A 24,163-nucleotide genomic window follows, 5' to 3' on the forward strand; every position below is an offset into this window, starting at 1 on the left:
ACGATGCGGCCGCCCGACCGCTTCGTGGCGGGCTGGGCGGCCTTGTGCATGGCGGGAACGGCTTAGCTGAACAGCCGGCGCGCCAGCGGCGAACCCGCCGCGAGGTCGCGCGCGTCGAGCGTGTCGTAGAGCTGCTCGAGGTCGGCGCCGATGGCGTCCATGGTCTCGTCGCGCAGCAGCTGGCCGTCGCTGTCGGTCACCACGCCGTCCATCTCGCGCGCCAGCGTGGCGGCGATCTCGCGCATGCGGGTGAAGGGCTGCTCGCCGCGGTCGACCTGGGGCACGTCGAGGCTCAGGCTCAGTTCGCGGATGGCCGACTGCGCCGGGTCGTCGGCCAATGCGGCCTGGGTGTCGAAGGCCAGGCCGAGGATCGGCGGCAGGCCCAGCTCGCTGGTCGGCAGCACCATGCGGCCCGGGATGATGCCGGCCACGAAGCCCAGGCGCGCGGCGTTCTGCTGCACGTAGCCCGGGCTCCAGGCCGCGTGCAATGCGCGCAGCACGAAGCCCAGCTGCGCATCGTGCGCGCTGGCGAACTGGTCGAGCTCGCGCGCGCGCGCCACCTCGTCGAGCATCTCGGGGAACTCGGGCGCGCCGTTCAGCGCGTCGGCGAAGGCCTGGGCCTTCACCACGAATTCCGAATACTCGATCTCGTTGAGCGCGCCGGTGCGGTTGGCCAGCTGCACGCCGACCTGGAAGGCGCCGTAGCGCTGTCCCGGCACGGGCGGCTCCCATTGGCGCGAGTGCTCGTTCAGGCCCTCGATGGCGACCGGCTTGCTGCCCGCGCGGCGCGTCGGCGGCATGGCGGCAATGGCCGCGTCGCCCGAGGCCAGGCCATCGAGCGAGATCGGCGCGATCACGTCGATCAGCGGATCGAGCCCGCCGCGCCGCTCGCCCGTGGGCACCGGCAGCGTGCCGGGCGCGGGCAGGTCGGGATCGAAAAGCGGTTCATGCCGGTCGTTCGTCGGCACCTGGCGCGGATCGACGTGCATCACCGGCTCGTAGCCGTCGTCGGACGGTGCGCGCTGCGCATCGGCCGGATCGCCATCGGCCGCATCGGGCTGGCGCGGTGCGTTGCGGCGCGAACGCAGGGCGTCGTAGCCGATCACGGCCGCGAGGACGAGGCCACCGAGGATGGCCAGGGCAAGCGTGAGATTGCTCATGGGTGCGCGCGCCTCAGGCGGCCTCGACCATCGAGGCCGCCGCTTCCATGTCGACCGCGACGATGCGCGACACGCCCTGCTCCTGCATCGTCACGCCGATCAGCTGCTCGGCCATTTCCATGGCGATCTTGTTGTGGCTGATGAAGAGGAACTGGGTTTCACGGCTCATGGCGGTCACGAGTTTGGCGTAGCGCTCGGTGTTGGCGTCGTCCAGCGGCGCATCCACTTCGTCCAGCAGGCAGAACGGGGCGGGATTGAGCTGGAAGATCGCGAACACCAGCGCGATCGCGGTCAGCGCCTTCTCGCCGCCCGACAGCAGGTGGATGGTCTGGTTCTTCTTGCCCGGCGGCTGCGCCATCACCTGCACGCCGGAGTCGAGGATCTCGTCGCCGGTCATCATCAGCTTGGCGTTGCCGCCGCCGAACAGCTCGGGGAACATGCGGCTGAAGTGCTCGTTCACGGTCTTGAAGGTGCCGCCGAGCAGGTCGCGCGTCTCGGCGTCGATCTTGCGGATGGCGTCCTCGAGCGTGGTGATCGCCTCGTTGAGGTCGCTCGACTGCGCATCGAGGAAGACCTTGCGCTCGCTCGCCACCGCGAGCTCGTCGAGCGCCGCGAGGTTGACCGCGCCGAGCGCCACCACCTCGCGGTTCAGCCGGTCGATCTCGCCCTGCAGGCCGGCCAGCCGCACCTTGTCGGTCTCGATCGACAGCGCGATGGCCTCGAGGTCGGCGCCGGCATCGGCCAGCAGTTGCTCGTACTGCTCGAAGCCCAGGCGCGAGGCCTGTTCCTTGAGCTGGAATTCGGTGATGCGCTGGCGCAGCGGGTCGAGCTCGCGCTCGAGCTGCAGCCGGCGCTCGTCGCTGGCGCGCAGCTTGAGCGTGAGGTCGTCGTACTGGCTGCGCGCGGCGCCCAGCGCGGTCTCGCGCTCGAGCTTGAGCGCCAGCGCGTCCTGCAGCCCGGCCTGGGCGGCAGCATCCGACAGCCGGCCGAGTTCGCCGCGGGCGCGCTCGTCCTCGTCGGCCAGCGCCACGGTTTGCTGCGAGGCCGTCTCGATCGAGCGGTTGAGTTCGCCGCGGCGCGCCTCGAGCGTGCGCTGCGCGAAAGTGGCTTCCTGCGCCTGGCGTTCGAGGCTGCGGTGCTGCTCGCGGCTGGCGGCCAGCGCGCGGCCGGCCTCGATCACGCGTTCGTCGAGCTCGGCATGGCGCTCCTGGCTGTCGGCCAGCTGCATGTCGAGCTCCTCGAAGCGGCCCTCGGCGGCGATGCGGCGCTCCTGCAGTTCCTCGAGCTGGGCATCGACCTCGCCGAGGTCGGCCGCGAGCTGCTCGCTGCGCGCGCGGGTCTGTTCGGCCAATTGCGTGAGGCGCAGCGTCTCGACCTGCAATTCGTGCGCGCGCGACTGCGTGTCGGCGGCTTCGCGGCGCGCCGATACCAGCCGCTGCGCGGCGTCGGCGTAGGCGGCCTCGGCGCGCACCAGGGCCGCGCGGGCCTCCTCGCTGATCAGCGCCTGGGCGCGCAACTGGCGGTCGAGGTTCTCCATCTCCTGTTGGCGCGCCAGCATGCCGGCCTGCTCGGAGTCGGGGGCGTAGAAGTTGACGCCGTGCGCGCTGACCGCATGGCCGCTCTGCACGTAGATCGTCTCGCCGGGCTGCAGCGCGCCGCGCTGGGCCAGAGCCTCCTCGAAGCTCGCGGCGGTGTAGCAGCCGTGCAGCCAGTCGGCCAGCAAGGCCTGCTGGCCCGCGTCGTTGAGGCGCAGCAGGCTCGACAGCCGCGGCAGACTGGCGGCGCCTTCGGGCACACCGGCCACGGGCGGGCTGAAGAAGGCCAGCTTGGCGGGCGGCGCGTCGTTGGCGAAGGCGCGGACCATGTCGAGGCGGCTGACCTCGAGCGCGCCCAGGCGCTCGCGCAGCGCGGATTCGAGCGCGTTCTCCCAGCCCTGCTCGATGTGGATGCGGCTCCACAGGCCCTGCAGGCCGTCGAGCCCGTGCTTGGCGAGCCAGGGCGCGAGCTTGCCGTCGGTCTTGACCTTCTCCTGCAGCGCGCGCAATGCCTCGAGCCGCGCCGACAGCTCGGCATGGCGCGCACCCTCGCTGTTCACCGCCTGCTGGCGCGTGCGACGGTCGTCGTCGAGCCGCGGCACCGCTTCCTGCAGGTCCTGCAGCCGCGCGTCGGCCTCGCTGGCCGCTTCCTGCGCGGCCTCGAGCTGCTCCTGCATCGCCACCAGCTTCGCCTCGTCGGGCGCGGCCAGTGCGTTCTGGTCGGCGCGCAACCGTTCGCTGCGCTGGTTGAGCTGGCGCGACTGCTCCTCGATGTTGCGCTGGTCGGCCGCCAGCACCTGGATCTGCTGCTGCACCTGCACGACGGCCGTGCGTTGCGAATTGGCCTGGTCCTGCGCCCGCTGCTGCGCTTCCTCGAGCTCGGGCATGCGCGCGTCGTGCTCCTCGAGCTGGGCCGCGAGCAGCACGGCCTGCTCCTCGGCGTCCACGCCCTGGCCGGCCAGCGTTTCGATCTCGGCCTCGGCCTCGACGCGGCGGTTGTCCCACTGCGCGATCTGCTCGCGCAACTGCACCAGCCGCTGCTCCACGCGCTGGCGGCCCTCGACCACGAAGCGGATCTCGCCCTCGAGCCGGCCGACCTCGGCGCTGGCCTCGTACAGCTTGCCTTGCGCCTGATTCACCAGGTCGCCGGCGCCGTAGTGGGCCTGGCGCACGGTCTCGAGCTCGTTCTCGATGTGGCGCAGGTCGGCCGTGCGCGACTCGAGGTCGTTGATCGCCTTCTCGGACTCGGCCTTGATGCGCGCCTTGTCGCTCTCGCTCTCGGCGCGCTTGAGGAACCACAGCTGGTGCTGCTTCTTCGTGGCATCGCCCTGCAGCGCGTTGTAGCGTGCGGCCACCTCGGCCTGCTTCTCGAGCTTCTCGAGATTGGCGTTGAGCTCGCGCAGGATGTCCTCGACGCGCGTGAGGTTCTCGCGCGTGTCGCCCAGGCGGTTCTCGGTCTCGCGGCGGCGTTCCTTGTACTTCGAGACGCCCGCGGCTTCCTCGAGGAACAGGCGCAGTTCCTCGGGCTTCGATTCGATGATCCGGCTGATCGTGCCCTGGCCGATGATGGCGTAGGCGCGCGGGCCCAGACCGGTGCCGAGGAACACGTCCTGCACGTCGCGCCGGCGCACCGGCTGGTTGTTGATGAAGTAGCTGCTGGTGCCGTCGCGCGTGAGCACGCGCCGCACCGCGATTTCGCCGAACTGGTTCCACTGGCCGCCGGCGCGGTGGTCGGCGTTGTCGAACACCAGTTCCACGCTCGAGCGGCTGGCCTGCTTGCGCGAGGTCGTGCCGTTGAAGATCACGTCCTGCATCGACTCGCCGCGCAGTTCCGAGGCACGCGATTCGCCGAGCACCCAGCGCACCGCATCCATGATGTTCGACTTGCCGCAACCGTTGGGCCCGACCACCCCGACCAGTTGGCCCGGCAGCAGGAAGTTGGTGGGTTCGGCGAACGACTTGAAGCCCGAGAGCTTGATGGAATTGAGACGCACGACTTGTCGGCCTGTCCTGCGTCACTGTGTCCCGGCCCGGGAGGTCAGGTCAACAATTAACGCCAAGGTATTGATTTGTAAGGAAAATTGCACGGGCCCGCCGCTTGAAGCAGGCCGCCGCCCCAGCCGTGGATGATAACGTCAGGGCATGAGCGAATCCTCGGTTTCTCCCCTGAAAGACCGCCGCGCCTGGCTGCTGGCGGGCGCCGGCGCCCTGCTCGGGCTCGGCGGCTGCGGCGCGTTCCAGAACACCCAGCGCGCCGAGCCCTATGCCAACCAGGAGTGGCTGCAGTCCGGCGCCAACCGCATCGCCAACCTCTCGCTGCGCGACAACCTCGAATCGATACGGCGCGTGCAGACCACGCTCTACCGGCGCAATCCGCGCGAATGGCGCAAGTCGGCCGCCAGCATGGACGCCGCCAGCCAGCGCGCCTGGACCGCCGTGACGCAGGGGCCCGACCTGCCCGAGCTGCACGGCGCCACCGGTATCGAGGCGATCCGCCTGGCCTTCGACACCGGGCCGCAGGGTTACCAGGGCGACCGCGTGGCCGCGCTGGTGGTGGGCTGGGCCTCGATGCTCAAGCAGGCCAACGGCGACACCTGGGAGCAGTCCATGATCGACGGCGTCAACGCCGAGAACAGCTACCGGGCCGCGCGCAACTTCGAGATCTCGCTGTGGCTGATCGCCTCCAAGACCGGCCCCGACGGCCAGCCGCTGCTGCTGGCCACCGAGATCAGCGAACGCGGCCGCAATCTCGTGGCCGACCGCGAGCTGTCGAAGGTGGTTGCGCGGCTCGACCTGCTGGCGGCCCAGGCCGACGAGAAGTACCGGCGCGCGGCGCTCGATTTCGGACAGAACTGGGTGATGGGCGTGGTGATGCCCTTCTTCACGCTGGTGCCGCGCTGAATCCGGGCGGGCGGCACGCCGCCTTTGCCTCGGCCCCAGGAAGACATCGGAAACATATTTCCGATTTTCGTATTTGCGGTAATATCTTTCCATGACCAAACAGGAACTGATCGCCGCGCTGATCGCCCGCCGCGAGGCCTCCGGCCTCACGGGCGCCGAGATCGCGCAGCGTTCGGGCCTGACCGAGCGCTCGGTGCGCAACGCGCTCGGACCGCAGGGCAATCCGCAGATGTCCTCGCTGCTCGCGCTGGTCGATGCGCTGGGGCTCGAGCTGCAGCTGGCGCCCAAGGGCTTCGGCGCCAGCGCCGCGCTCGACACCGATGCCGGTTACCGCCCCGTTCCCACGCGCGTGGGCACCGCGGTGGCCGCCATGGCACAGTCGCCCGCGCCGCCGCCCTACGCACCCGGCGCCCCGGCCCGCCGCGGCTCGCGCAGGCGCTCGCCATGAACGTCAAGATCCTCGAAATCGCGCTCGGCGCGCGCCGCTTCGGCAAGCTGTTCCAGTACGCCGACCTGTGCCGCTTCGTGGCCGAGCCCGAGATCGTCGCGGCGCCGCCGGCCGAGGTGCTGTCGCTGTCGATGGTGGCGAACGATGCCGCCTCGCAGGCCGCCCTCTGGAGCGACGTCAAGAATCCGCTGTTCAATGCGCAGGGCGGCCAGTTGCCGCGCTTCTTCCAGAACCTGCTGCCCGAAGGCGTGCTGCGCAGCCACATCGCCCAGTTGCGCGGCTGCCGCGAGAACGACCATTTCGAGCTGCTCGCGGCCTGCGGCGGCGACCTGCCGGGCGCGGTGAGCGCGCGCCCGGTGTCGGTGGACCGCGCCACCCTGCAGCGGCTCATCACGCAGGACCAGGACGCACTCGAGATGTCGGTGGTCGAGCTGCCGATGCCGCAGGGCATCTCGGTGTCGGGCGTGCAGCCCAAGCTGGGCCTGCGCCGCCAGGGCGGGCGCTACGTGGCGCGCACCCGCGCCGGCGCCAGCACGCGCGTGATCGCCAAGCTGCCCGTGGCCGGGCGGCCGCACATGCCGCAGCTGGAGATGCTCTCGCTGCAGATGGCGTCCGCCGCGGGCGTGGCGGTCTGCCATGCCGAACTCGCGCCGCTGTCCGCAATTTCGGCCGAGCACAGCTACGCCCTGCCCGACGAGCCCGAATTCCTTGCCGTCACGCGCTTCGACCGCGAAGGCGCGCGCCGCATCCACTTCGAGGACTTCGCCCAGGTGCTGGGCTTCGATCCGCTGCACAAGTACGGCGGCAGCTACCTCGACATGGCGCTCGCGATGCGGGCCTTTCCCTCGCTCGGCGAGGAGGCGGTGCTCGAGCTGGTGCGCCGGCTCGCGGTCAACGAGCTGCTCGGCAATCCCGATGCGCACCTGAAGAACTTCGGCGTGCTCTATCCCGATGGCGCCTCGCCGCGCTTCGCGCCGGCCTACGACATCGTGGCCTACGCGGCGCTGCAGGGCGTCGAGGGCCATGCGCTGCCGTTGCTGCCCGCGGCGGGCAAGGCAGCCCCGAAGCGCAGCGGCCTGTTCAGCCCGGCCAACGTACGCGCCTTCTGCTTCTCGGCCGGCCTGCACGAGCCGCAGGTGCGCCGCGTGATCGGCGACACCGCGCGCCGCGCGCGCGAGCAATGGCCCGCGATGATCGACGGCGCCACGTTGCCCGCGCCCTGGAAGGCGCGGCTGCGGCAGCGCCTGCAATCCCACCCCCTGCTGCAGGGCATGGCCCGGCGCGGCCAATAGACTCCCGGCCTGGCGGAGCCGGCATCGCGGCAAGGCCGGCGATACACACGCGCACAACTTTCCGCGATGATGCGTCCGCCCAGGTGACATAGTTCAACGCAACATGACGGGGATTGGCGCATGCGAGTCGGTATCGTGGTTCTGGAGTTGTTGATCGACGCGGGCGCGGCCTGCGCCGCCCTGGGCCTGCTCGGTGCCGGCAGCGCCGCCTTCACGGCCGCGAGGCGCCGCTTCATCGGCGGCGGCGACGGAGGCCTCGCCGCGCCCTCCCCGCACGGCCAGCCCCACGGCGGCGACAGCGGCCGTTCGGGCGATTCGCCCTCGTCCCGGGAACCCGCCCCCGGAAGCTGAGGCAAACTGTCGCCGGCTCCCTGAATCTTCCACATCTACCAGCGACACCATGAGCTCCATCAATTTCATCGGCGGCGAAAAAGGCGGGGTCGGCAAGTCGGTCACGGCACGGGTCCTGGCCCAGTACTTCATCGACCACAGCCGCTCCTTCACGGGTTTCGACACCGACCGCTCGCACAGTTCGTTCACCCGCTTCTACGAAGGCTTCGCCTCGCCCGTGGTGGTCGACAGCTTCGAAGGGCTCGACACGGTGGTCAACGGCTTCGAGACCCACCCGCAGCAGAGCGTGATCGTCGACCTCGCGGCGCAGACGCTGGCACCGCTGGCGCGCTGGATCAAGGAATCCGACCTGTTCGACGTCTTCGCCGAGATCGGCGTGACCGTCAATTTCTGGCACGTGCTCGACGACGGCAAGGACTCCTCCGACCTGCTCGGCACGCTGGTCGATACCTTCGGCAACCGGCCCAACTACATCGTGGTGCAGAACTACGGCCGCGGCAGCGACTTCGGCACCCTGCTCGGCTCGCAGTCGATGTCCAAGGCCACCGCCAACGGCGCGCGCGTGATCGCGCTGCCGCGGCTGCACGAAGCCAGCATGCGCAAGATCGATGCGCAGAGCACCAGCTTCTGGAAGGCCGTGAACGACCGTGAAGGCCCGCACGCGCTGGGCCTGCTCGAAAGGCAGCGCGTGAAGTCCTGGCTCGCGACCGCGTACGCGGCCTTCGACACGCTGCCGCTCTAGATCATCCCGCCGTTCACGGAAATCACCTGCCCGGTGATGTAGCCGGCTTCGTCGCTCGCGAGGAAGGCTGCCAGCGCCGCCACCTCCTCGGGTTTGCCGGCGCGCTTGGCTGGCACCATCTGCTGGATCACCGCCGGGTCGAACACCGCGTCGGCCATCGGCGAGGCGATGATCCCGGGCGCGATCGCATTCACCGTCACGCCGCGCGAGGCCACCTCGAGCGACAGCGCCTTGGTCGCGCTGTTGAGCGCGCCCTTGGCCGCGGCGTAGTTCACCTGGCCCTTGTTGCCCACCAGCGCCGCCACCGACGAGATGTTGAGCACACGCCCCCAGCGGGTGCGCATCATCGGCAGCAAGAGCGGCTGGGTCACGCGGAAGAAGCCGTTGAGCGAGATGTCGATCACCTTGTGCCACTGCTCGGCGCGCATGCCCGGCAGCACCGCGTCGTCGTGCACGCCCGCGTTGTTGACGATCACCTGCACCGGCCCCGGCTCGAGCATGCGCGCGCAGGCAGCGGCGCAGGCCTCGTCGCTGCGCAGGTCGAAGACGTGGCATTCGGCCTTGCCGCCGGCCGCGGCGATCTTCGCGGCCAGCTGCTCGACCGCTTCGGGCCGCGAGTTCGCATGCAGCAGCACGGTCGCGCCGTCGCGCGCGAAGCGCTCGGCCATGGCGGCACCGAGCGCGCCGCTGGCGCCCGTGATCAGGGCGCGTTTTCCTTGGAGGCTCATGATTCCTTCGGGGTGTCCAGGGCCAGCGGCGTGTTCAGCACCACCACCGCGCGGCCGTCGGCCAGCGCACGGCCTTCGCCGTCCCTGAGCCAGAACTCGTACATCACCTGCCGGGCGTCGCCCGACAGCCGCCGCGCCTCGACCTGCAGGCGCCCCTCGACCTCGTCGAGCCGCGCCACCGTCGTGCGCACGCCGCGCGTGCTCGCGAGGAAGCCGGCCGAGGGCGTGGCGCCTTCGCTCGCCAGCAGCCCGCCATGCAGCGCCATGGCCTGCGCGGCGTACTCGATGGCATTCGGCGCCAGCAGCCCGCTGGCCGTGCGCAACGGGTTGTCGGCCTGGCGGTGGGTGGTGGTGCTGCAGCGGATCGTCTCCGCATCCCAGCCCTCGAGCCGTTCGAGCAGGCACATGCTGCCGCGGTGCGGAATGCGCTGCGCGATGCCGTCGCGCTCGAGCGTCTGCGGCACAAAGCTCATCGCGCGAGCTCCGGCACCAGATCGGCCACCAGCAGCACGTTGGCGAACGGCGTGCCTTCGCTCATCGGGATGCTCCGCACGCCGAAGCCCAGCCGCTCGAGCAGCGCCATCCATTCGGCCAGCGGACGGCCCCAGGTCGGCGACACCTTGTGGCCGCGCACCCGCGTCACGGTGCGGTCGACCCACTGGCTGATCGCGAAGCCGCGGCGGCTCGAGGCATCGCCCACGCGCAGCAGCAGCCGCGCCCGGGGACTGCCGCCGCGCTGCAAGGCGTCGCGCACGCGGCGCAGCACGCCTTCCTGCGCGGCATGGTCCACGTAGTGCAGCACGTCGAGGATCACGACCAGGTCGCAATCGGGCAGATCGGCCGCGCACATGTCGGCGCAGAGCAGCCGCGGCGCGGGCTCGAGATGGCCGATCGAGGCCTCGGCGCGCGCCACGTCCTTGGGCATCAGCTCGATGCCGGTGTATTCGGCGGCGCTCGGCGTGGCGCCCCAGCGCGCGGGCCAGCGGCCCTGCTGCTGCATGCGGCTCATCGAGGCCAGCAGGCTCGCGAACAGGCCCTGGCCGCAGCCGATGTCGACCACGCGGCGATGCCGCGCATCGATCAGCCCGCGTTCGAGCAGGCCGCGGAAGACCGGATCGCGCCCGAGCTTGCCGCGCGCGAAATGCCAGGCGAAGCTGCCGCCCTTCCTGTAGGGATCGGTGGCGGCCTCGTGCAGCTCGCGCCAGGCGCCGTCGGTCGAGAGCACGGTGCTCATTCCCGAAGCCCCTCGGGCAGGGTCACGGCGCGCAGTCCATCGGCGCGCAGGCGTTCGAGCAGCAAGGGCAGTACCTCCAGCAATACGGGTTCTCCACGGGCGGTGCGCGCGGCATTGCCGTCGTGCAGCAGCAGGATGTCGCCGGCCGCCAGGCCGCGCGTGAGGCGTGCCAGCACGCGCTGCGCATCGCCCTCGCGGGTATCGAAGCCGCGGCGGGTCCAGCTCACGAGCGACAGGCCGAGCCGGTGCAGCACCGGCTCCAGGAAGGGGTTGCGCAGCCCGGCCGGCGCGCGAAAGCAGCTCGGGCGCTGGCCCGTCACCTCGCCCAGGATCTGCTGCGCCCGCGCGATCTCGCTGGCGAAGCCGCGCGGGCCGAGGAAGGAAAAGTTGTGCCGGTGCCGCGCCGTATGGTTCTGGATGCTGTGGCCCCGCGCCACGATCTCGCGCGCCAGCGCCGGCTGGGCCTGCACGCGCTCGGCGATGCAGAAGAAGGTGGCGCGCTGGCCATGGGCATCGAGCAGGTCGAGCACGCGCGGCGTCACCGCGGGCTCGGGGCCGTCGTCGATGGTGATCGCCACCTCGCGGCGCGCGATGGCGGCCGCGGGCAGCCGCGTGACGTTGGGGCCCAGCAGCCGGCTGCGCGGCGTGAGGCCGGCCGCGGTGATCAGCGCATGGTTGAGCACGATCGCGCCGAGGGCCCAGGGCCAGGCGCCCGGCACCAGCACGCCCGCGCCGACGGCGGCCGCGTGCCAGGCCGCGCTGGCGCGGATGGCGGGCGGCCAGGGCCAGGATTCGGGGGTGGCGGGTGCGGTCGACATGGCGCGGGATTGTGCGTCAGCCGCGCGCGCCGTCGCCCGAAGACCCCGCCTCGCCCACGGGTGGTGTCGCGGGTGGTGCCACGCGGCGCGCGAAGGCGGCCGACAGCAGCAGCGCCAGCAGCGCGCCCGGCGCCACCACGCGGCCGATCGACGACAGCGCGGGAATGTCGGAGATCGCGATCAGGCCGAAGGAGACCACGGTCGTCAGGTTGGCGAGCATCAGCGAGGCCAGCGTGTCCTCGTCGGCCCGGCCCGTCGTGCGCAGTTGGTCGAAGAACAGCGCGTAGTTCGAGCCCACCGCCACGATCAGCAGCAGCCCCACCAGGTGCAGGATGCCGAGCGCGGCCTGCATCACGGCCATGCCGCCGAGCGTGAGCATCACGGCGAACAGCAGCGGCTGGCACACCGCCAGCAGGCGCCGGCCCGAGCGCAGGTAGATGCCCAGCAGCACGACCACCGCCAGCGCGCCCAGCAGCACCTGCACGAAGGCCTCGTGCAGGTAGCGCTGGTAGAGGCCGCCGAGCTCGCGGCCCACGTCGACCACCTGCACCTCGGGCACGCCGGCGAGCGCGGCCTCGAGCCTCGCCTGCTCGAACTTCGGTCCCGGATGCAGCGCGATCAGCGTCGACCAGCCGCCGCCCGGGCGCTCGTACATCAGCGAGCTGACCACCGCGCGCAGCGGGCCTTCGCGCAGTTCGTCGAGCTGCACCGGCTTGAGTTGGCGCGCGGCCTCGACATCGGCCACGAAGGGCGCGAGCCGGCTGGCCGGCAACGGCAGGCCCTGCGTGGCCTCGGCCAGGCGGGTGCGCAGCGTGTCGGCATCGGGCAGGCTCGCCAGGCGCGCCTGCTGGGCCGCGATGCTCGGCAGCACGCGCGTCACGGTCTCGAAGCCGCCGAGATCGCCGCGGTCGACCAGCGCGCCGAGCTTCGCGCTCGCGGCCTCGTTGTTGCGAAGCGCCGCCTGGGCGTCGGCGCCGTTGGCCATCACGATGATGCCGCCGTCGCTGGTGCCGATGTCGTTGCGCAGCATCTCGTCGAGCTGCTGCTGCGCGCGCGGCACCGGGCTCATCGCGCTGAGGTCGGCGCGCCACAGGTGGCCGCCCTGCCACAGCACCAGCGCCGCCGCGGCCACGCCCAGCGCCGCCAGCGGCCAGCGCAGGCGCGGCAGGTTGCGCACCAGCAGGCCCGCGAAGCTCGCCATCTGGCGCCGCATGCCCATGCCGGTGGCACCGTCGGGCGCGAGCATCGGCAGCGCGTAGCGGGTGGCGATGGCGGCCGCGACCAGGCCCGCGATCGAGAACACGCCCAGCTGGGCCAGGCCCGGAAAGCCCGAGAACACCAGCGCCGCGAAGCCGCAGACCGAGGTCAGCAGCCCGATGCGCACCGTGGGCCAGTGCACCGTGCGCCAGCGCTGCCAGCCGGTGCCGGGCACGGCGGCGCCGCGCGCCTGGATCAGGTAGTAGATGGCGTAGTCGACGGTCTCGCCGATCAGCGTGCTGCCGAAGCCCAGCGTGAGCCCGTGCACCGAGCCGAAGACCCAGCTGACCGCCGCGGTGCCGATCACCACGCCGGTGGCCACCGGCAGGAAGGCGATCACCAGCGCGCGCGGCGAGGCGAAGGCCAGCAGCAGCAGCCCGCCCATGACGATGCCGCCGACGATCGCGAGATGGATCGCCTCGGTCTTGATCTTGTCGCGGCTGAGCACCGAGAACACCGGCGGGCCGGTCAGCAGCAGTTGCGGCCTGGCCTCGCCCAGGTCGCGCGTGGCCGCCTCGTGGGCCGCGTGTACGCGCGCGATCGCCACCGCTTGCGCGTCGAGGTCGCTGCCGGCGGCGCGCGTGGTCAGGATCATCAGCGCGCGCGGCGCGGTGCGCGACATCCACACGCCGCCTTCGCTGCGCGGCGCGCTGGCCGGCACCAGTTCCTCGGCGATGCGCGTGGTCTCGCCCGTGGGGTCGCGGTCGAGGAAGGGCTTGATCACGTTGCCGGCCGGCGTGCCGAGCATCGACAGCGTCTCGTTGATCGCGTCGCGCAAGCCCTCGACCGTGAAGCGCTCGGGCGCCACGCCCGGCGAGAGCTGGTAGCGGTGCTGGAACACCCAGGTGCCGGCCTCGGTCCAGTCGCCGGTGTCGCCGTTCTGGATCAGGTCGAACAGCTGGCTCTCGCGCATGGTCTTCGCCATCGCGCGCGACACCTGCGCCCGCGCCTCGGGCGTGCCGCCCTCGAGGCCCAGCATCAGGGTGCGCGAGGCCACGCCGCTTTGCAGCTGCTCGATCAGCACGCGCTGGCGCGCATCCGGGCTCTTGGGCAAAAAGGCCGACAGGTCGGCGTTGAACTGGGTGCGCGAGATCTCGAACACGCCGGCCAGCAGCAGCGCCACCCAGACCAGCAGCACGACCGCGCGGCGCTGCCAGCTCGGCGGCCCCTGCGGCGCGGTCGCGCTCACGGCGTGGTGCGCCCGGCCGGCGCGGCCGGCGCGGCCGGTGCGGGCTGGGCCGCGGGACGGTCGGGCACGATGTTCATCACCGAGCGGTCGCCGCCGACGAACTCCATCTCGAGCCCGAGCACGTCGCTCGCGCGCCCGCTGATGCGCATGCTGCGCACCTGGGCCGCGAGCCGGCTGTCGATCGGCGTCAGGTCGAGCGCCCATTGATTGGCCGAGCCGGTCACGGTGCTGCGGAAATAGCGCTGCAGCGTGGTGCCGTCGCCGCTGAGCGTGCCGCGCATGGCTTCGACCAGGCCCAGCAGCTCGGGCATGCTGTCGAGCGCCAGCGTGCGGTTGCGGCCGCCGCGCGACAGGGTCAGCGTGTTGCCCTCGACCGCCATGGTCTCGACGCGCGGCGACAGCGTGCGGCGCACCAGCTTGTCGGGCGCGTCGAAGCTCAAGGTGCCGCGCGCATCGAGCGGGCCTTCGAGGCCGTGCACGAAGCGCTGCTCGGTGAAGCGGGCCTCGCCGCTCTTCTGCCTGGCCAGCAGGCCCATCAATTCGTTGAGGTCGAAGGCCCAGGCCGGTGCGGCGCCGAAGGCCAGCACGAGCAGCAGGGCCTGGAAGAACCGTTCAAGCCGCCGCGGGCGCATCTGCATCTTCGAGCCAGAAATCATGGAAATTGAACCAGTTGTAGGGGTAGGCGCGGCACAGCGCCTCCAGGCGCGCCACATAGGCTTCGACCGCGGCGCGGATCAGCCGTTCGCGCTCGGCGGCATCGGCCGGGCGCTGGCCGAAGTCGGCCAGGCGTTCGAAGCGGACATCGTAGCGCGCACCGCCGCGGTAGACCCCGGCCATGAAGAACACCGGCCGCCGCAGCAGCGCCGCGAGCCGGAACGGCCCGTCGTTGAAGCTGGCGTCGCGGCCCAGGAACTGCAGCACGATGTTGTTGCCGCGCTGCTGCGCGGGCTGTTCCTCGCTGCCGGGCAGCGTGCGGTCGGCCAGCATGCCGCCCATGCCGCCGCCGTCGAGCCAGTCGCGCAGCGCGAGCATCGAGTGCGGCCGGCCCAGCGCGATCACGTGCGGCCGCGCCTCGGGCAGGCTGATCGCGTTGAGGATGGCGGTGATGCGCTGCGCGTTGTCCGGGTACATCAGCATCGCGAGGCGCATGCGCGCCTGGTCGGGCTGCTGGCGCTTGCAGGCGCCCATGGCCTCGAAGCTGCCCACGTGCGCGCCGAGCAGGAAGGCGCCGCGCCCTTCGAGCGCCGCTGTCTCGAGCTCGACCTGGCCGTCCATGCGGAAGTCGAACAGGTCCATGCGCCCGCGCAGGAAATACACCCGGTCGAGCACGGTCGAGGCGAAGGCATGCAGCAGCTTGAAGCCGTCGACCCAGCCGGCCTGCGGGCCGATGGCGCGGAACAGGTAGCGCTTGATGTGGCGCCGCGGCGTGGGCGCGAACAGCAGGAAATACAGTGCGATCGGCGGCAGCAGGAGTCGCGTGATGCGGCGGCCGAAGAAGATCGCCATGAAGCAGATGAAGCGCAGCGCGAGCATGTTGCTGCGCTCGGGGGCGCGCGTCCAGTCGGCCGCGTCGGCGGTGGCGCCGCCCGCGGGGGGCGCGGTCCGGGCGGCGGCGTTCACCGCGCGGGTCTCGGCCTCGGTGTGCTTCATCGCGGCGACTCTGCCACGGGGGTCCAGCGGCCGGTGACGGCCACCACGCCGTCGCAGCGCACGTCGAAGCGCACACCGCCACCGGCGGCCTCGGGGTTCAGCTCGATCGCCAGCACCGCGCCCGGGCGCACCGGCGCCAGGAACTTGGCCGCGGCCAGCGTGGGGTTGGGGCCGAGCCGGGCCAGCAGCGCCGGCACGCGGCGGATCGCCTCCTGCACCTCGGCCAGCACCAGCGCGCCGGGCAGCAGCGGCTGGCCCGGAAAGTGGCCCGCGAACGCGGGATGGTCGACCGGCACCGTGTGCACGAGCCGCACCGGCGTGCCGTCCTCGGCCAGTTGCGCCAGCGCGAACTCGCGCAGCGCGCGCACCGTGAGCTTGCCCGTGCCCTCGCGCGGAAAACCCTTCACGTGCACCACGCGCCGCGGCACGAAGACCGGCTCCAGCCGTTGCCGCAGCGCGCCGACGATGGCCGCCGCCGTGAGCTCGGGCGCCACCACGAAGGCGATCGGCCGCACCACGCCGTCGGCCACCTCGTCGGGCAGCCAGAAGGCGCCGTCGTCCACGCCGGGAATGCTGTTGAGGTGGTAGTTGAGGTGGGCCAGCGAACTGCGCCGGCCGGCCACGTGGATCAGGTCGTTGGCGCGGCCGAACAGCCGGAAGCGGCGTTCGTCGAGCAGCTCGAGCACGTCGGCCATCGGCGTCGGCTCGGGCAGGAAGTCGCCGCTGAAGATGAAGCGCTCGTTGCCGTCCTCGCCGCCCGGCTCGGCATGCACGCGGATCTGGCCGAAGGTCTCCCAGACCTCGGTCTCGGTGGTGCGGCGCATCGCGACCTGGCCCGATTCGGTGCTGCCGTAGATCTCGAGCAGCACGCCGTGCAGCGCCTGTTCGGCCTGGGCGGCCAGCTGCGGCGACAGCGGCGCGGTGGCCGAGAGGATCAGGTCGACCTCGGGCAGCGCGATGCCCGACAGCAGCAGCGTCTTGAGGTGGAACGGCGTGGTCACCAGCGCGCGCGGCCGCGGCACCGAGGCCAGCGCCTGCGCCACGTCGGCCGGGAAGAAGGGCCTGCCGCTGTCGAAGGCGGCGCCGCCGAGCATGGCCAGCAGCACCGAGGATTCGAGCCCGTAGCTGTGCTGCACCGGCACCGTGGCAACCAGCGTCAGGCCCGCGAGCGAAGGAAGATCGAGCACGCGGCACAGGCGCTCCACCGCCACCGCCACGTCGCCCGTGAGCGTGCGCCAGGTCTTGGCATGCGGCTGGGGCGCGCCGGTGGAGCCCGAGGTCAGCAGGCTGGCCGCGTGGCGTTCGGCGTCGATCATCGGCACGGCGGCCGGGTCGCCCGCCTCGGCGGGCGCCGGGCCGGCGCTTTTCTCGATCACCAGCCGCGTCATGCCGGGCGTCTGCAGCGCCGGGTCGTCGACCAGCGCGAACAGCCCCTCGCCATGCGATTCGCGCAGCCGCGACAGGGTGTCGGCGCGCGCGTCGGGCGGCAGCAGGCTGGCATGGCCGCGCACCAGGGCCGCGGCCATGCCGACGATGAAGTCGTAGCGGTCGGAGCAGAGATTGACCGCGGCGCCGTGGGCCGGCAGCTGCGGCGCGAGGCGGGCCACGTCGGCCAGGAAGCGGCGCGTGCTCAGCGGCACGCCGGCGCGCCAGGCGAGCGGCGCATCGGGATCGCGCTCGGCGAGCAGCGGCAGCAGGCCAGGATTCGGTGTCACGCGGTGCCTTTTCCTCTTTCGTGTCGGTCCGCCGGGCCGGCGGGGCTCAGCGCGGGCCGCCGCCGGCGCCGCTGTCGGCCGACGAGTTGCCGTAGAAGGCGCGCACCGCATCGACCATGCGGGTGCGCTCGAACTCGGGGTGCAGCCGGTAGCGCAGCAGGTGTTCGCCGACGAACAGCAGCGCCACGCTGGCGGGCGTCAGCACGTTGGCCAGCAGCGACCAGGCCGAGAACGACAGCGTGAGGTAGACCACGATCGACGAGAGCACCACCAGCGCGAAATAAGCGGTCCAGATGCGCGTGAGCTGCGTGGTGTAGGCCCGCATCGCGCCGCGCAACGGATGCACGCGCTGCGCGAACTGGGTGATCAGCGGCACGCTGTCGCCGCGCAGCGTGGAGCCGAACCAGCCGCACAGCAAGGCATTGATGGCCACGTGCTGGAACACGTAGAGCCGGTTGGTGTCGCCCGCTTCGCCGCTGAGCACCAGCGCGAAGCCGGCCAGGCCCAGCGCGACCACCGCGGCGAAGCCCCAGCGGCCGAAGCGGCTGGCGGCGAAGCCCATGGCGGCGAGCCACAGCGGCCCGAGCAGCACGACCACCGCCCACGGCTCGGTGGCGTGGAACAGCATCATCCAGTGGGAAGCACCGGCATAGGCCACCCCCACCAGCAGCAGGAGCGCCAGACGCCAACGTGACATGGGATTCAGGCCGCGCGGTTCTGGGCGACGTGGGCCGCGAGCGTACGCAACGACTGGAAGATCTGCTGGTTGCGTTCGTCGTCCGAACGCAGCTGGAAGCCATAGCGGCGCGAGACTTCGAGCGCGACCTCGAGGATGTCGATCGAGTCGAGGCCGAGGCCTTCGCCGTACAGCGGCTCGGTCGGGACGATGTCGGCCGGTGCCACCTCGAGATTGAGGGCGTTCACCAGCAGCACGGCCAGTTCCTGCTCGATCGGCGACTGTTCGGCATCGCCATCGGCGGGAATGGGGGGCTGAGCAGTCGAAGACAAGAAAAACCTCCAGAAACTTTTTGCCGCGGGGGCGCGTGGGCCGTGGATTATAGGAGGGCAGCTTGATTAGACTGGCCGCCCCGACACGACCCGGAACCGTCCATGGCCGACCCTCTTCTGATCGCCCGCCACGACAGCGTGGAATGCACCCTCCTCCCGGCCCTCGCCAACCGCCACGGCCTCATCACCGGTGCCACCGGCACCGGCAAGACGGTCACGCTGCAGACCATGGCCGAAAAGCTGTCGGCCATCGGCGTGCCGGTGTTCATGGCCGACGTCAAGGGCGACCTGACCGGCATCAGCCAGCAAGGCGCCATCGGCGAGAAGATGGCCGCCACCCTCAAGGAGCGCGGCATCGAGCTGCCCGAGCCGCTGGGCTGCCCCGTCACGCTGTGGGACGTGTTCGGCGAGCAGGGCCACCCGGTGCGCGCCACCATCTCCGACATGGGGCCGCTGCTGCTGGGGCGCATGCTCGACCTCAACGAAACCCAGGCCGGCGTGCTGAACCTGGTGTTCAAGATCGCCGACGACAACGGCCTGCTGCTGCTCGACCTCAAGGACCTGCGCGCCATGCTGCAGTACGTGGGCGAGAGCGCGAGCCAGTTCACCACCCAGTACGGCAACATCAGCGCCGCCAGCGTGGGCGCGATCCAGCGCGGCCTGCTGCAGATCGAGACCCAGGGCGGCGACAGGTTCTTCGGCGAGCCGATGCTCAACATCGCCGACTTCATGCAGACCGTGGGCGGCAAGGGCGTGGTCAACATCCTCGCGGCCGACAAGCTCATGAATTCGCCGCGCCTCTATGCCACCTTCCTGCTGTGGATGCTGTCGGAGCTGTTCGAGCAGTTGCCCGAGATCGGCGACCCCGACCAGCCCAAGCTGGCCTTCTTCTTCGACGAGGCCCACCTGCTGTTCAACGAGGCGCCCAAGGCGCTGGTCGAGCGCATCGAGCTCGTGGTGCGGCTGGTGCGCTCCAAGGGCGTGGGCGTCTATTTCGTGACCCAGAACCCGCTCGACATTCCCGATTCGGTGCTGGCCCAGCTCGGCAACCGCGTGCAGCATGCGCTGCGTGCCTTCACGCCGCGCGACCAGAAGGCGGTGAAGGCCACCGCCACCACGATGCGGCAGAAGCCCGGCCTCGACATCGAGAAGGCCATCACCGAGCTCGCGGTCGGCGAGGCGCTCGTGAGCTTCCTCGACGACAAGGGCCGCCCGAGCGTGACCGAGCGCGTCTACGTGCTGCCGCCCGGCAGCCAGATCGGCCCGATCACGGCCGCGCAGCGCCAGGCGCTGCTGGCCAACTCGCTGGTGGCGGGCGTCTACGAGAAGGCGGTCGACCGCGAATCGGCCTACGAGAAGCTCAAGGGCCGCGCCGAGACCGCGCCAGATGCCCCCGCGGCGGGCAAGACGGCGCCCGGCAAGCCGGCCGAAGAGGGTTCGGGCGCCGGCGGCATGCTCAACGACCTGCTGTTCGGCCACACCGGCCCGCGCGGCGCCAAGCACGACGGCCTGGTGCAGACCATGGCCAAGTCGGCGGTGCGCACCATGGGCACCTCGGTCGGCAAGGAGATCCTGCGCGGCGTGCTCGGCGGCATCTTCGGCTCGAAGAAGCGCTGAACCGGGCGGCAACGCACCCATGTCCTCGGGCAAGACACCGGCCAGGGACATCGCGGCGTTCTGGGAGCGCTGCATCTGGCCGCGCGTGCTCACGCAATGCGAGCGCGAGACCGCCTACAAGGCGCTCTACACGCGCGAGCACGGCCAGGGCGAGTTCGTCTGCCAGCGCAACGAGATCGCCGACAGCTGGATCGGCGTGATCGAGGGCTTCCTGCGCGTGCAGGACACCTCGGCCGACGGCAAGCCCGTGATGTTCACGGGCGTGGCCGCGGGCGGCTGGATCGGCGAGGGCTCGTTGCTGAAGGTCGAGCAGCGCAAGTACGAGATCGCCGCCACCCGCCCCACCGTCACCCTGCACCTGCCGCGCGACACCTTCACCTGGCTGCTCGACAGGAGCGTGCCGTTCAACCACTTCATGCTGTCGCACCTGAACGAGCGGCTCAGCCAGTTCATCGCCACGGTCAAGTTCGACCGCCTGCTCGAGCCCACGGGCCGCGTCGCGCGCGGCATCGCGAGCCTGTTCCACCCGGTGCTCTATCCCAACACCGATGCCACCCTGCAGATCAGCCAGGAAGAGATCGGCTGGATGGTCGGCGTGTCGCGCCAGCGCGTGAACGTGGCGCTGCACGAACTCGAGGCCGCGCAGCTCATCAAGACCGGCTACGGCTGCATCAATGTGCTCGACCGGCAGCGGCTGTCGCGCTATCCGGCCAACCAGCCCGCCTGAGACGCCCGCGTCCTCAGAGCGGCGTCGACACCGGCGCGGCCGGCAGGTCCTGCCCGCCCGGGCCGCCGCGGAAGCTGGTCGGCGTCCACGGCACCTGGCCCACGCCCGGCTTGCGCCAGTCGCACACGCCATCGGTGAACACGGCCTTCAACCGGTTCTGCTGGGCGCCCGTGAAGACGGCGCCGGCATAGTCCGCCGAGGCGAAGTCCAGCGGCTTGAGCTGGCACTTGAACACGTCCTCCGACAGCGGCCCGCCCGAGACGATGCGCACCGACTCGTAGGGCTTGACCGGGCAGGCGGCGCTCTCGAAGCCCACGTCCACCAGTTCGGCCTCGGTGTTGCCCGCGCCCGCGATGCAGAAGTCGACCGCGTCGGCGGGCTTGTTCTTCACCACCTTGCGCTCCTTCGTGTCGCCCGACTTGTCGCGCTCGATCGCGCTGAGCCAGCGGTCCATCATCAGGAAGGTCTGGCGGAACATCGCGGGCCCGGTGTAGGCGCCGCTGGCGCGCACCACGTGGTTGTCGTGCTGGCCGTTGGCCGCGTCGAGCCGCGCGCGCTGCTGCCAGGTGCGCCAGGTCATGTGGATGTCCACGCCGAGCTGCGGCCGCAGGTCGATGATCGGCACCTGCGCCAGGTTGCGCCCGACGCTCACCAGGCCGCTGCGGTAGAGCGCGCTCATCGACGAGGGCAGCGCGCGGGCGCGCGGCGCCGGCACCGCGACGCGGTCGCCCGACCACACCATGTCGGCGTCCCAGCTGCCCACGCCCTCGTTGAGCGCCACGAACTGCTCGGGCGTGATGGTGCCGGCGCGCAGCGCCTTGAGCCCGTACTGCACGCCCGCGTTGTCGTACGGCAGGTTCGGCTTCACGTTGCGGTCGACGTCGACCACCGTGCCGAGGACCGGCGTCATCACGTCGTGGATCGAGCAGCGCACGCCGGTGGGCCGCAGCGCCGGGTCGTAGACCACCGCGTCGGGGAAGCCCGGGCCGCAATTGGCGGCCAGCACCGGGTTCTGCGGCGCGAGGAAGGAATAGACCCAGGTGGTGCAGTGGTCGGCGCTCGGATGGCCCTCGATCGCGGCGCGCTGCGCGGGCGTCAGGCCCGTGCCCGCGGCGGTCATGTAGTAGCGCCAGAGGATGCCGCAGTCGCGCGTCTCGATCCAGGTCGTCACCGCGTCGGGATAGCTCACCCCGGTCTGCAGCCCGTCGAGCAGGCCCGGCATCACCGAGGCCGGCACCGTCTGCATCATCGAGCCGCCCGAGCCGCCGTCGGCCATGGTGAAGCGGATCTCGCCGTAGGTGTCGATCACGTGTTCCTTCACCATCATGATGTTCTCGGTCGCGAGGAACTCGTTGTTGTTGTCGTTGTGGTTGGTGAGCTGCGAGTTGACCGTCATGTAGCCCGCGCGCAGCGCGTTGTCGTCGAAGATCGCGAGGCCCGGGTTCTGCTGGAAGCGGTTGCCCGAGGCCGAGGCGCCCATCTTCCACAGCACCTTGCCGTTCCAGCCCTTCTGCGGCGCCCAGGGGGTCCTCGGCCTGGCCGGGTCGAAGAACACCGCCACCTGGTACATGCTGCGGCCCATGGTGCCGAGCTCCACCCGCAGCAGGCTCTTCACCGTGTCGCCGCGGTCGTTGGTGAAATCGGCGATCTCGGCATCGGCGGGCCGCTTCGCCGGGTCGTATTCGACGAAGCAGGGGTTGGCGCCGATCGGCGCGTAGCCGCAGTCGGTGCCCTGCTTGGCCTTGGGCTGGTAGTAGTGGGTGAACCGGGTGGGCGCGTTGCAGTCGGCATCGACCGGATCGGCGTCGAGGCCGCTGACCTGCGTGATGACCGTGGCCGACAGCCCCGTGCCCGCGGGATTCACCAGTGCCGCGCTCGGCGCCCTGGTGGCGCACACCCAGGGCTGGATCGGCACGCCCGCGAAGATGTTGCCGGCGCGGCCGAAGTTCGTGAGCGCGAGCCGCGCGCCCTTCTTCGCCGTCTTCAAGGTGGCCGTGAGCAGGTTGCGGCCTTCGCGCAAGCCCGACACCGTGCCCAGCACGCGGCCGTTGGGGCGCAGCGCGAAGGCCGCGCCAAGGTCGCGCCCGTCGAGGTCGACCGCCAGGTCGAGCGCGTCGGCGCCCTTGGGCAGCACGATCTCCACGTAGGCGTCGCCGTCGCTGAGCATGTCGGCGCGGTTCGACAGCGTGCGTATCTCGAGCTCGCCCGTCACTGGCGGCGAGGTGGGCGGCGGACTGGTCGGAGGAAGGATCGGCAACGCCACGCCGCTGCCCCCGCTGCCGCCGCAGCTCGCGAGGGTGACGACCACGCACAGGCCCAGGACCCGCAGTCCCGCTCTGAGGATGTCTCGCATCGATGTCTCCTTTGTTGTGAGGAAAAACGCGACGCGATTGCAATCCTTTCGCTCTTTTCGAACTGTTCAGCGAACGACATTTCGCCGCCGTGCAGGGTTTGTCCCAGTGAGGCTTACGAGCGCTCGCAGGCGCTGCCAGAGCCGGCCCCTACCAGCGCAGCAGCCGCGGCCCCAGCAAGGCACCCACCAGCACCGGCACCGCGATCCCGCTCACGTACCAGACCGCGATGAACGGCGCGGTGAGCTCGGGGCAATGCAGCGCATAGACGGCCGCGCCCACGCCGCCGGCCAGCGCGCCGGCCGCCGCGCCGGCGAGCGCGGGCCGGGTCGGCGCGAGGCTGCGCAGCGCGGCCATCGCGCCCGCGAAGACCGGCAGCGCCATCAGGGCGATGCTGGCCGTGCAGACGCGCCACGTCTGCCCCATCAGCGAGGGCATGCGCGCCTCCTGGGGGGCATCGATCCAGACCACCACGGCCAGCATCCAGATCGCCAGCACCGGCAGCGCGGCACCGATCCAGGCCCGGCGCACCGGCACGCCCGGGCGCGCGAGCCGCTGCGCCATCACGAAGGCCGCGCCCGCGATCGCCAGCGGGAACAGCAGCTTGACCCAGAACATCGGCCAGAACAGCACCGCCAGCAGGTCGCGCCGCGGCCCGTAGCCGACGAACATGATCGCGAGCGACAGCGGCACGCCGACGGCCAGGGCCAGCCAGAGCCGCCGGCTCGCCGCGCGGCGCGGCGCGGCCACCGGGCCGGCAGCCAGCAGCGCGACGAGGTCGTCGGTCTTCACGCCGCGCCTCCGAAACGCGCCGCCAGCGCCTTGAGCCCGCGGTGGATGCCCACCTTGACCGCCGACTCGGACATGCCGGTGAGGCTCGCGGTCTCGGCCACCGACAGGCCCTCGATCTTCACGTGCACGATCGGCAGGCGCTGGCGCTCGGGCAGGGTCTGGAGCAGGCCGCCGAGGTCGCGGCGCGCGTCGCTGGCCTCGATCTCGGAGGCGGCGAACAGGCCCTGCTCGTCGTCCAGCGGATCCTGCAGCACCTCGCGCGAGGACTTGGCGCGCAGCAGGTCGATCATCTTGTAGCGCGCGATCGCATGCACCCAGGCCGTCAGCGGCTGGTCGCTCTGGTAGGTATGGCGCTGGTTGTGCATGGCGAGCAGGCATTCCTGGACGAGGTCTTCCACATCATCGGGCCAGCCGAACAGCCGCCGGCCCAGGAAAGCGCGCAGGTGCGCGCTGAGTCGCTGCAGGAAGTCGCGGTACGCCTTCGCGTCGCCGTTGAGGCCGCGAAGGAAGAGGCCGCGCAGCACCGCCTCGGCGTCGCTCGCATGCATCCTGCTGCCTTCGTTGTTTCGTGCCATCGCACCGGCAGGTTACAGCCGCGCCGAAAAAGTTCCGCCGGATGCCACCACGCCACCATGCGGCCGCAAGGGC

22 protein-coding genes are annotated in these 24,163 nt (G+C 71.2%); 7 read left to right on the forward strand and 15 right to left on the reverse strand.

Features of this window, described 5'->3' with window-relative positions; all coding sequences use genetic code 11:
• Positions 1–62: 62 nt before the first annotated feature.
• Together AC1HIL_RS20985 and smc are read right to left on the reverse strand one after the other, a co-directional pair.
• Positions 63–1,160: a cell division protein ZipA C-terminal FtsZ-binding domain-containing protein gene (locus AC1HIL_RS20985; RefSeq protein WP_057596208.1), complete on the reverse strand. Its 1,098-nt coding sequence runs from the start codon at positions 1,158–1,160 to the stop codon at positions 63–65.
• A 13-nt stretch (positions 1,161–1,173) separates the two neighbouring features.
• On the reverse strand, positions 1,174–4,689 hold the full coding sequence (gene smc / locus AC1HIL_RS20990; protein WP_261205630.1) for a chromosome segregation protein SMC: 3,516 nt from the start codon (positions 4,687–4,689) through the stop codon (positions 1,174–1,176).
• A 148-nt stretch (positions 4,690–4,837) separates the two neighbouring features.
• On the opposite strand from smc, the gene AC1HIL_RS20995 reads away from it, so the two are divergent.
• The 5 genes from AC1HIL_RS20995 to AC1HIL_RS21015 all read left to right on the forward strand — a co-directional run bounded on the left by AC1HIL_RS20995 (position 4,838) and on the right by AC1HIL_RS21015 (position 8,429).
• Complete coding sequence (locus AC1HIL_RS20995) at positions 4,838–5,596, forward strand: hypothetical protein (protein WP_057596210.1); 759 nt, start codon at positions 4,838–4,840, stop codon at positions 5,594–5,596.
• 91 nt (positions 5,597–5,687) lie between these two features.
• Positions 5,688–6,044 carry a helix-turn-helix domain-containing protein gene (locus tag AC1HIL_RS21000; RefSeq protein ID WP_261205628.1) on the forward strand — a complete coding sequence of 119 codons (357 nt, stop codon included), beginning with the start codon at positions 5,688–5,690 and terminating at the stop codon, positions 6,042–6,044.
• On the forward strand, positions 6,041–7,336 hold the full coding sequence (locus AC1HIL_RS21005) for a type II toxin-antitoxin system HipA family toxin (RefSeq protein ID WP_422096927.1): 1,296 nt from the start codon (positions 6,041–6,043) through the stop codon (positions 7,334–7,336). Before AC1HIL_RS21000 ends, AC1HIL_RS21005 begins: the two co-directional genes overlap by 4 nt.
• A 120-nt stretch (positions 7,337–7,456) precedes the next feature.
• Positions 7,457–7,687, forward strand: coding sequence for a hypothetical protein (locus AC1HIL_RS21010; protein ID WP_296733491.1), 231 nt, complete (start codon positions 7,457–7,459; stop codon positions 7,685–7,687).
• A 49-nt stretch (positions 7,688–7,736) separates the two neighbouring features.
• On the forward strand, positions 7,737–8,429 hold the full coding sequence (locus tag AC1HIL_RS21015) for a P-loop NTPase family protein (RefSeq protein WP_057596214.1): 693 nt from the start codon (positions 7,737–7,739) through the stop codon (positions 8,427–8,429).
• On the opposite strand, the gene fabG is transcribed toward AC1HIL_RS21015, so the two are convergent.
• The 10 genes from fabG to AC1HIL_RS21065 are packed head-to-tail and all read right to left on the reverse strand — an operon-like array spanning position 8,426 to position 18,028.
• Positions 8,426–9,157: a 3-oxoacyl-ACP reductase FabG gene (fabG, locus tag AC1HIL_RS21020; RefSeq protein ID WP_413763458.1), complete on the reverse strand. Its 732-nt coding sequence runs from the start codon at positions 9,155–9,157 to the stop codon at positions 8,426–8,428. The genes AC1HIL_RS21015 and fabG overlap by 4 nt on opposite strands.
• Positions 9,154–9,630: a hotdog family protein gene (locus tag AC1HIL_RS21025; RefSeq protein WP_261205624.1), complete on the reverse strand. Its 477-nt coding sequence runs from the start codon at positions 9,628–9,630 to the stop codon at positions 9,154–9,156. The genes fabG and AC1HIL_RS21025 overlap by 4 nt, the downstream gene beginning before the upstream one ends.
• Positions 9,627–10,391, reverse strand: a complete 765-nt coding sequence (locus tag AC1HIL_RS21030) for a class I SAM-dependent methyltransferase (protein WP_422096926.1) — start codon at positions 10,389–10,391, stop codon at positions 9,627–9,629. The genes AC1HIL_RS21025 and AC1HIL_RS21030 overlap by 4 nt, the downstream gene beginning before the upstream one ends.
• Positions 10,388–11,209: a polysaccharide deacetylase family protein gene (locus AC1HIL_RS21035; protein WP_479669926.1), complete on the reverse strand. Its 822-nt coding sequence runs from the start codon at positions 11,207–11,209 to the stop codon at positions 10,388–10,390. Before AC1HIL_RS21035 ends, AC1HIL_RS21030 begins: the two co-directional genes overlap by 4 nt.
• Before the next feature lie 16 nt (positions 11,210–11,225).
• Positions 11,226–13,655 carry an MMPL family transporter gene (locus tag AC1HIL_RS21040; RefSeq protein WP_479669927.1) on the reverse strand — a complete coding sequence of 810 codons (2,430 nt, stop codon included), beginning with the start codon at positions 13,653–13,655 and terminating at the stop codon, positions 11,226–11,228.
• Positions 13,652–14,311 (reverse strand): LolA-related protein, encoded by a 660-nt coding sequence (locus tag AC1HIL_RS21045; RefSeq protein WP_479669928.1) that lies wholly within the window; start codon positions 14,309–14,311, stop codon positions 13,652–13,654. Before AC1HIL_RS21045 ends, AC1HIL_RS21040 begins: the two co-directional genes overlap by 4 nt.
• On the reverse strand, positions 14,268–15,305 hold the full coding sequence (locus tag AC1HIL_RS21050; RefSeq protein ID WP_422096923.1) for an acyl-CoA synthetase: 1,038 nt from the start codon (positions 15,303–15,305) through the stop codon (positions 14,268–14,270). Before AC1HIL_RS21050 ends, AC1HIL_RS21045 begins: the two co-directional genes overlap by 44 nt.
• On the reverse strand, positions 15,302–17,020 hold the full coding sequence (locus tag AC1HIL_RS21055; RefSeq protein ID WP_479669929.1) for an AMP-binding protein: 1,719 nt from the start codon (positions 17,018–17,020) through the stop codon (positions 15,302–15,304). Before AC1HIL_RS21055 ends, AC1HIL_RS21050 begins: the two co-directional genes overlap by 4 nt.
• Positions 17,021–17,066: 46 nt before the next feature.
• Complete coding sequence (locus AC1HIL_RS21060; RefSeq protein WP_261205617.1) at positions 17,067–17,717, reverse strand: COG4648 family protein; 651 nt, start codon at positions 17,715–17,717, stop codon at positions 17,067–17,069.
• Positions 17,718–17,722: 5 nt separating this feature from the next.
• Positions 17,723–18,028: a phosphopantetheine-binding protein gene (locus AC1HIL_RS21065; protein WP_057596224.1), complete on the reverse strand. Its 306-nt coding sequence runs from the start codon at positions 18,026–18,028 to the stop codon at positions 17,723–17,725.
• A 102-nt stretch (positions 18,029–18,130) separates the two neighbouring features.
• On the opposite strand from AC1HIL_RS21065, the gene AC1HIL_RS21070 reads away from it, so the two are divergent.
• Both AC1HIL_RS21070 and AC1HIL_RS21075 read left to right on the forward strand, forming a co-directional pair.
• Positions 18,131–19,645 (forward strand): helicase HerA-like domain-containing protein, encoded by a 1,515-nt coding sequence (locus tag AC1HIL_RS21070; RefSeq protein WP_296728017.1) that lies wholly within the window; start codon positions 18,131–18,133, stop codon positions 19,643–19,645.
• Between the two features lie 19 nt (positions 19,646–19,664).
• Positions 19,665–20,372 (forward strand): Crp/Fnr family transcriptional regulator, encoded by a 708-nt coding sequence (locus AC1HIL_RS21075; protein ID WP_057596226.1) that lies wholly within the window; start codon positions 19,665–19,667, stop codon positions 20,370–20,372.
• A gap of 13 nt (positions 20,373–20,385) precedes the next feature.
• Here AC1HIL_RS21075 and AC1HIL_RS21080 read toward each other — a convergent pair whose 3' ends face one another.
• The 3 genes from AC1HIL_RS21080 to AC1HIL_RS21090 form a co-directional block, all read right to left on the reverse strand.
• Complete coding sequence (locus AC1HIL_RS21080; protein WP_479669930.1) at positions 20,386–22,725, reverse strand: DUF6351 family protein; 2,340 nt, start codon at positions 22,723–22,725, stop codon at positions 20,386–20,388.
• A gap of 148 nt (positions 22,726–22,873) precedes the next feature.
• A complete protein-coding gene (locus AC1HIL_RS21085) occupies positions 22,874–23,515 on the reverse strand; it encodes a DUF1109 domain-containing protein (RefSeq protein ID WP_261205614.1) in 642 nt (213 codons plus the stop codon).
• Positions 23,512–24,090 (reverse strand): sigma-70 family RNA polymerase sigma factor, encoded by a 579-nt coding sequence (locus AC1HIL_RS21090; protein ID WP_479669931.1) that lies wholly within the window; start codon positions 24,088–24,090, stop codon positions 23,512–23,514. Before AC1HIL_RS21090 ends, AC1HIL_RS21085 begins: the two co-directional genes overlap by 4 nt.
• Between the last annotated feature and the right edge of the window lie 73 nt (positions 24,091–24,163).

Source organism: Variovorax sp. ISS6, from assembly GCF_056523145.1.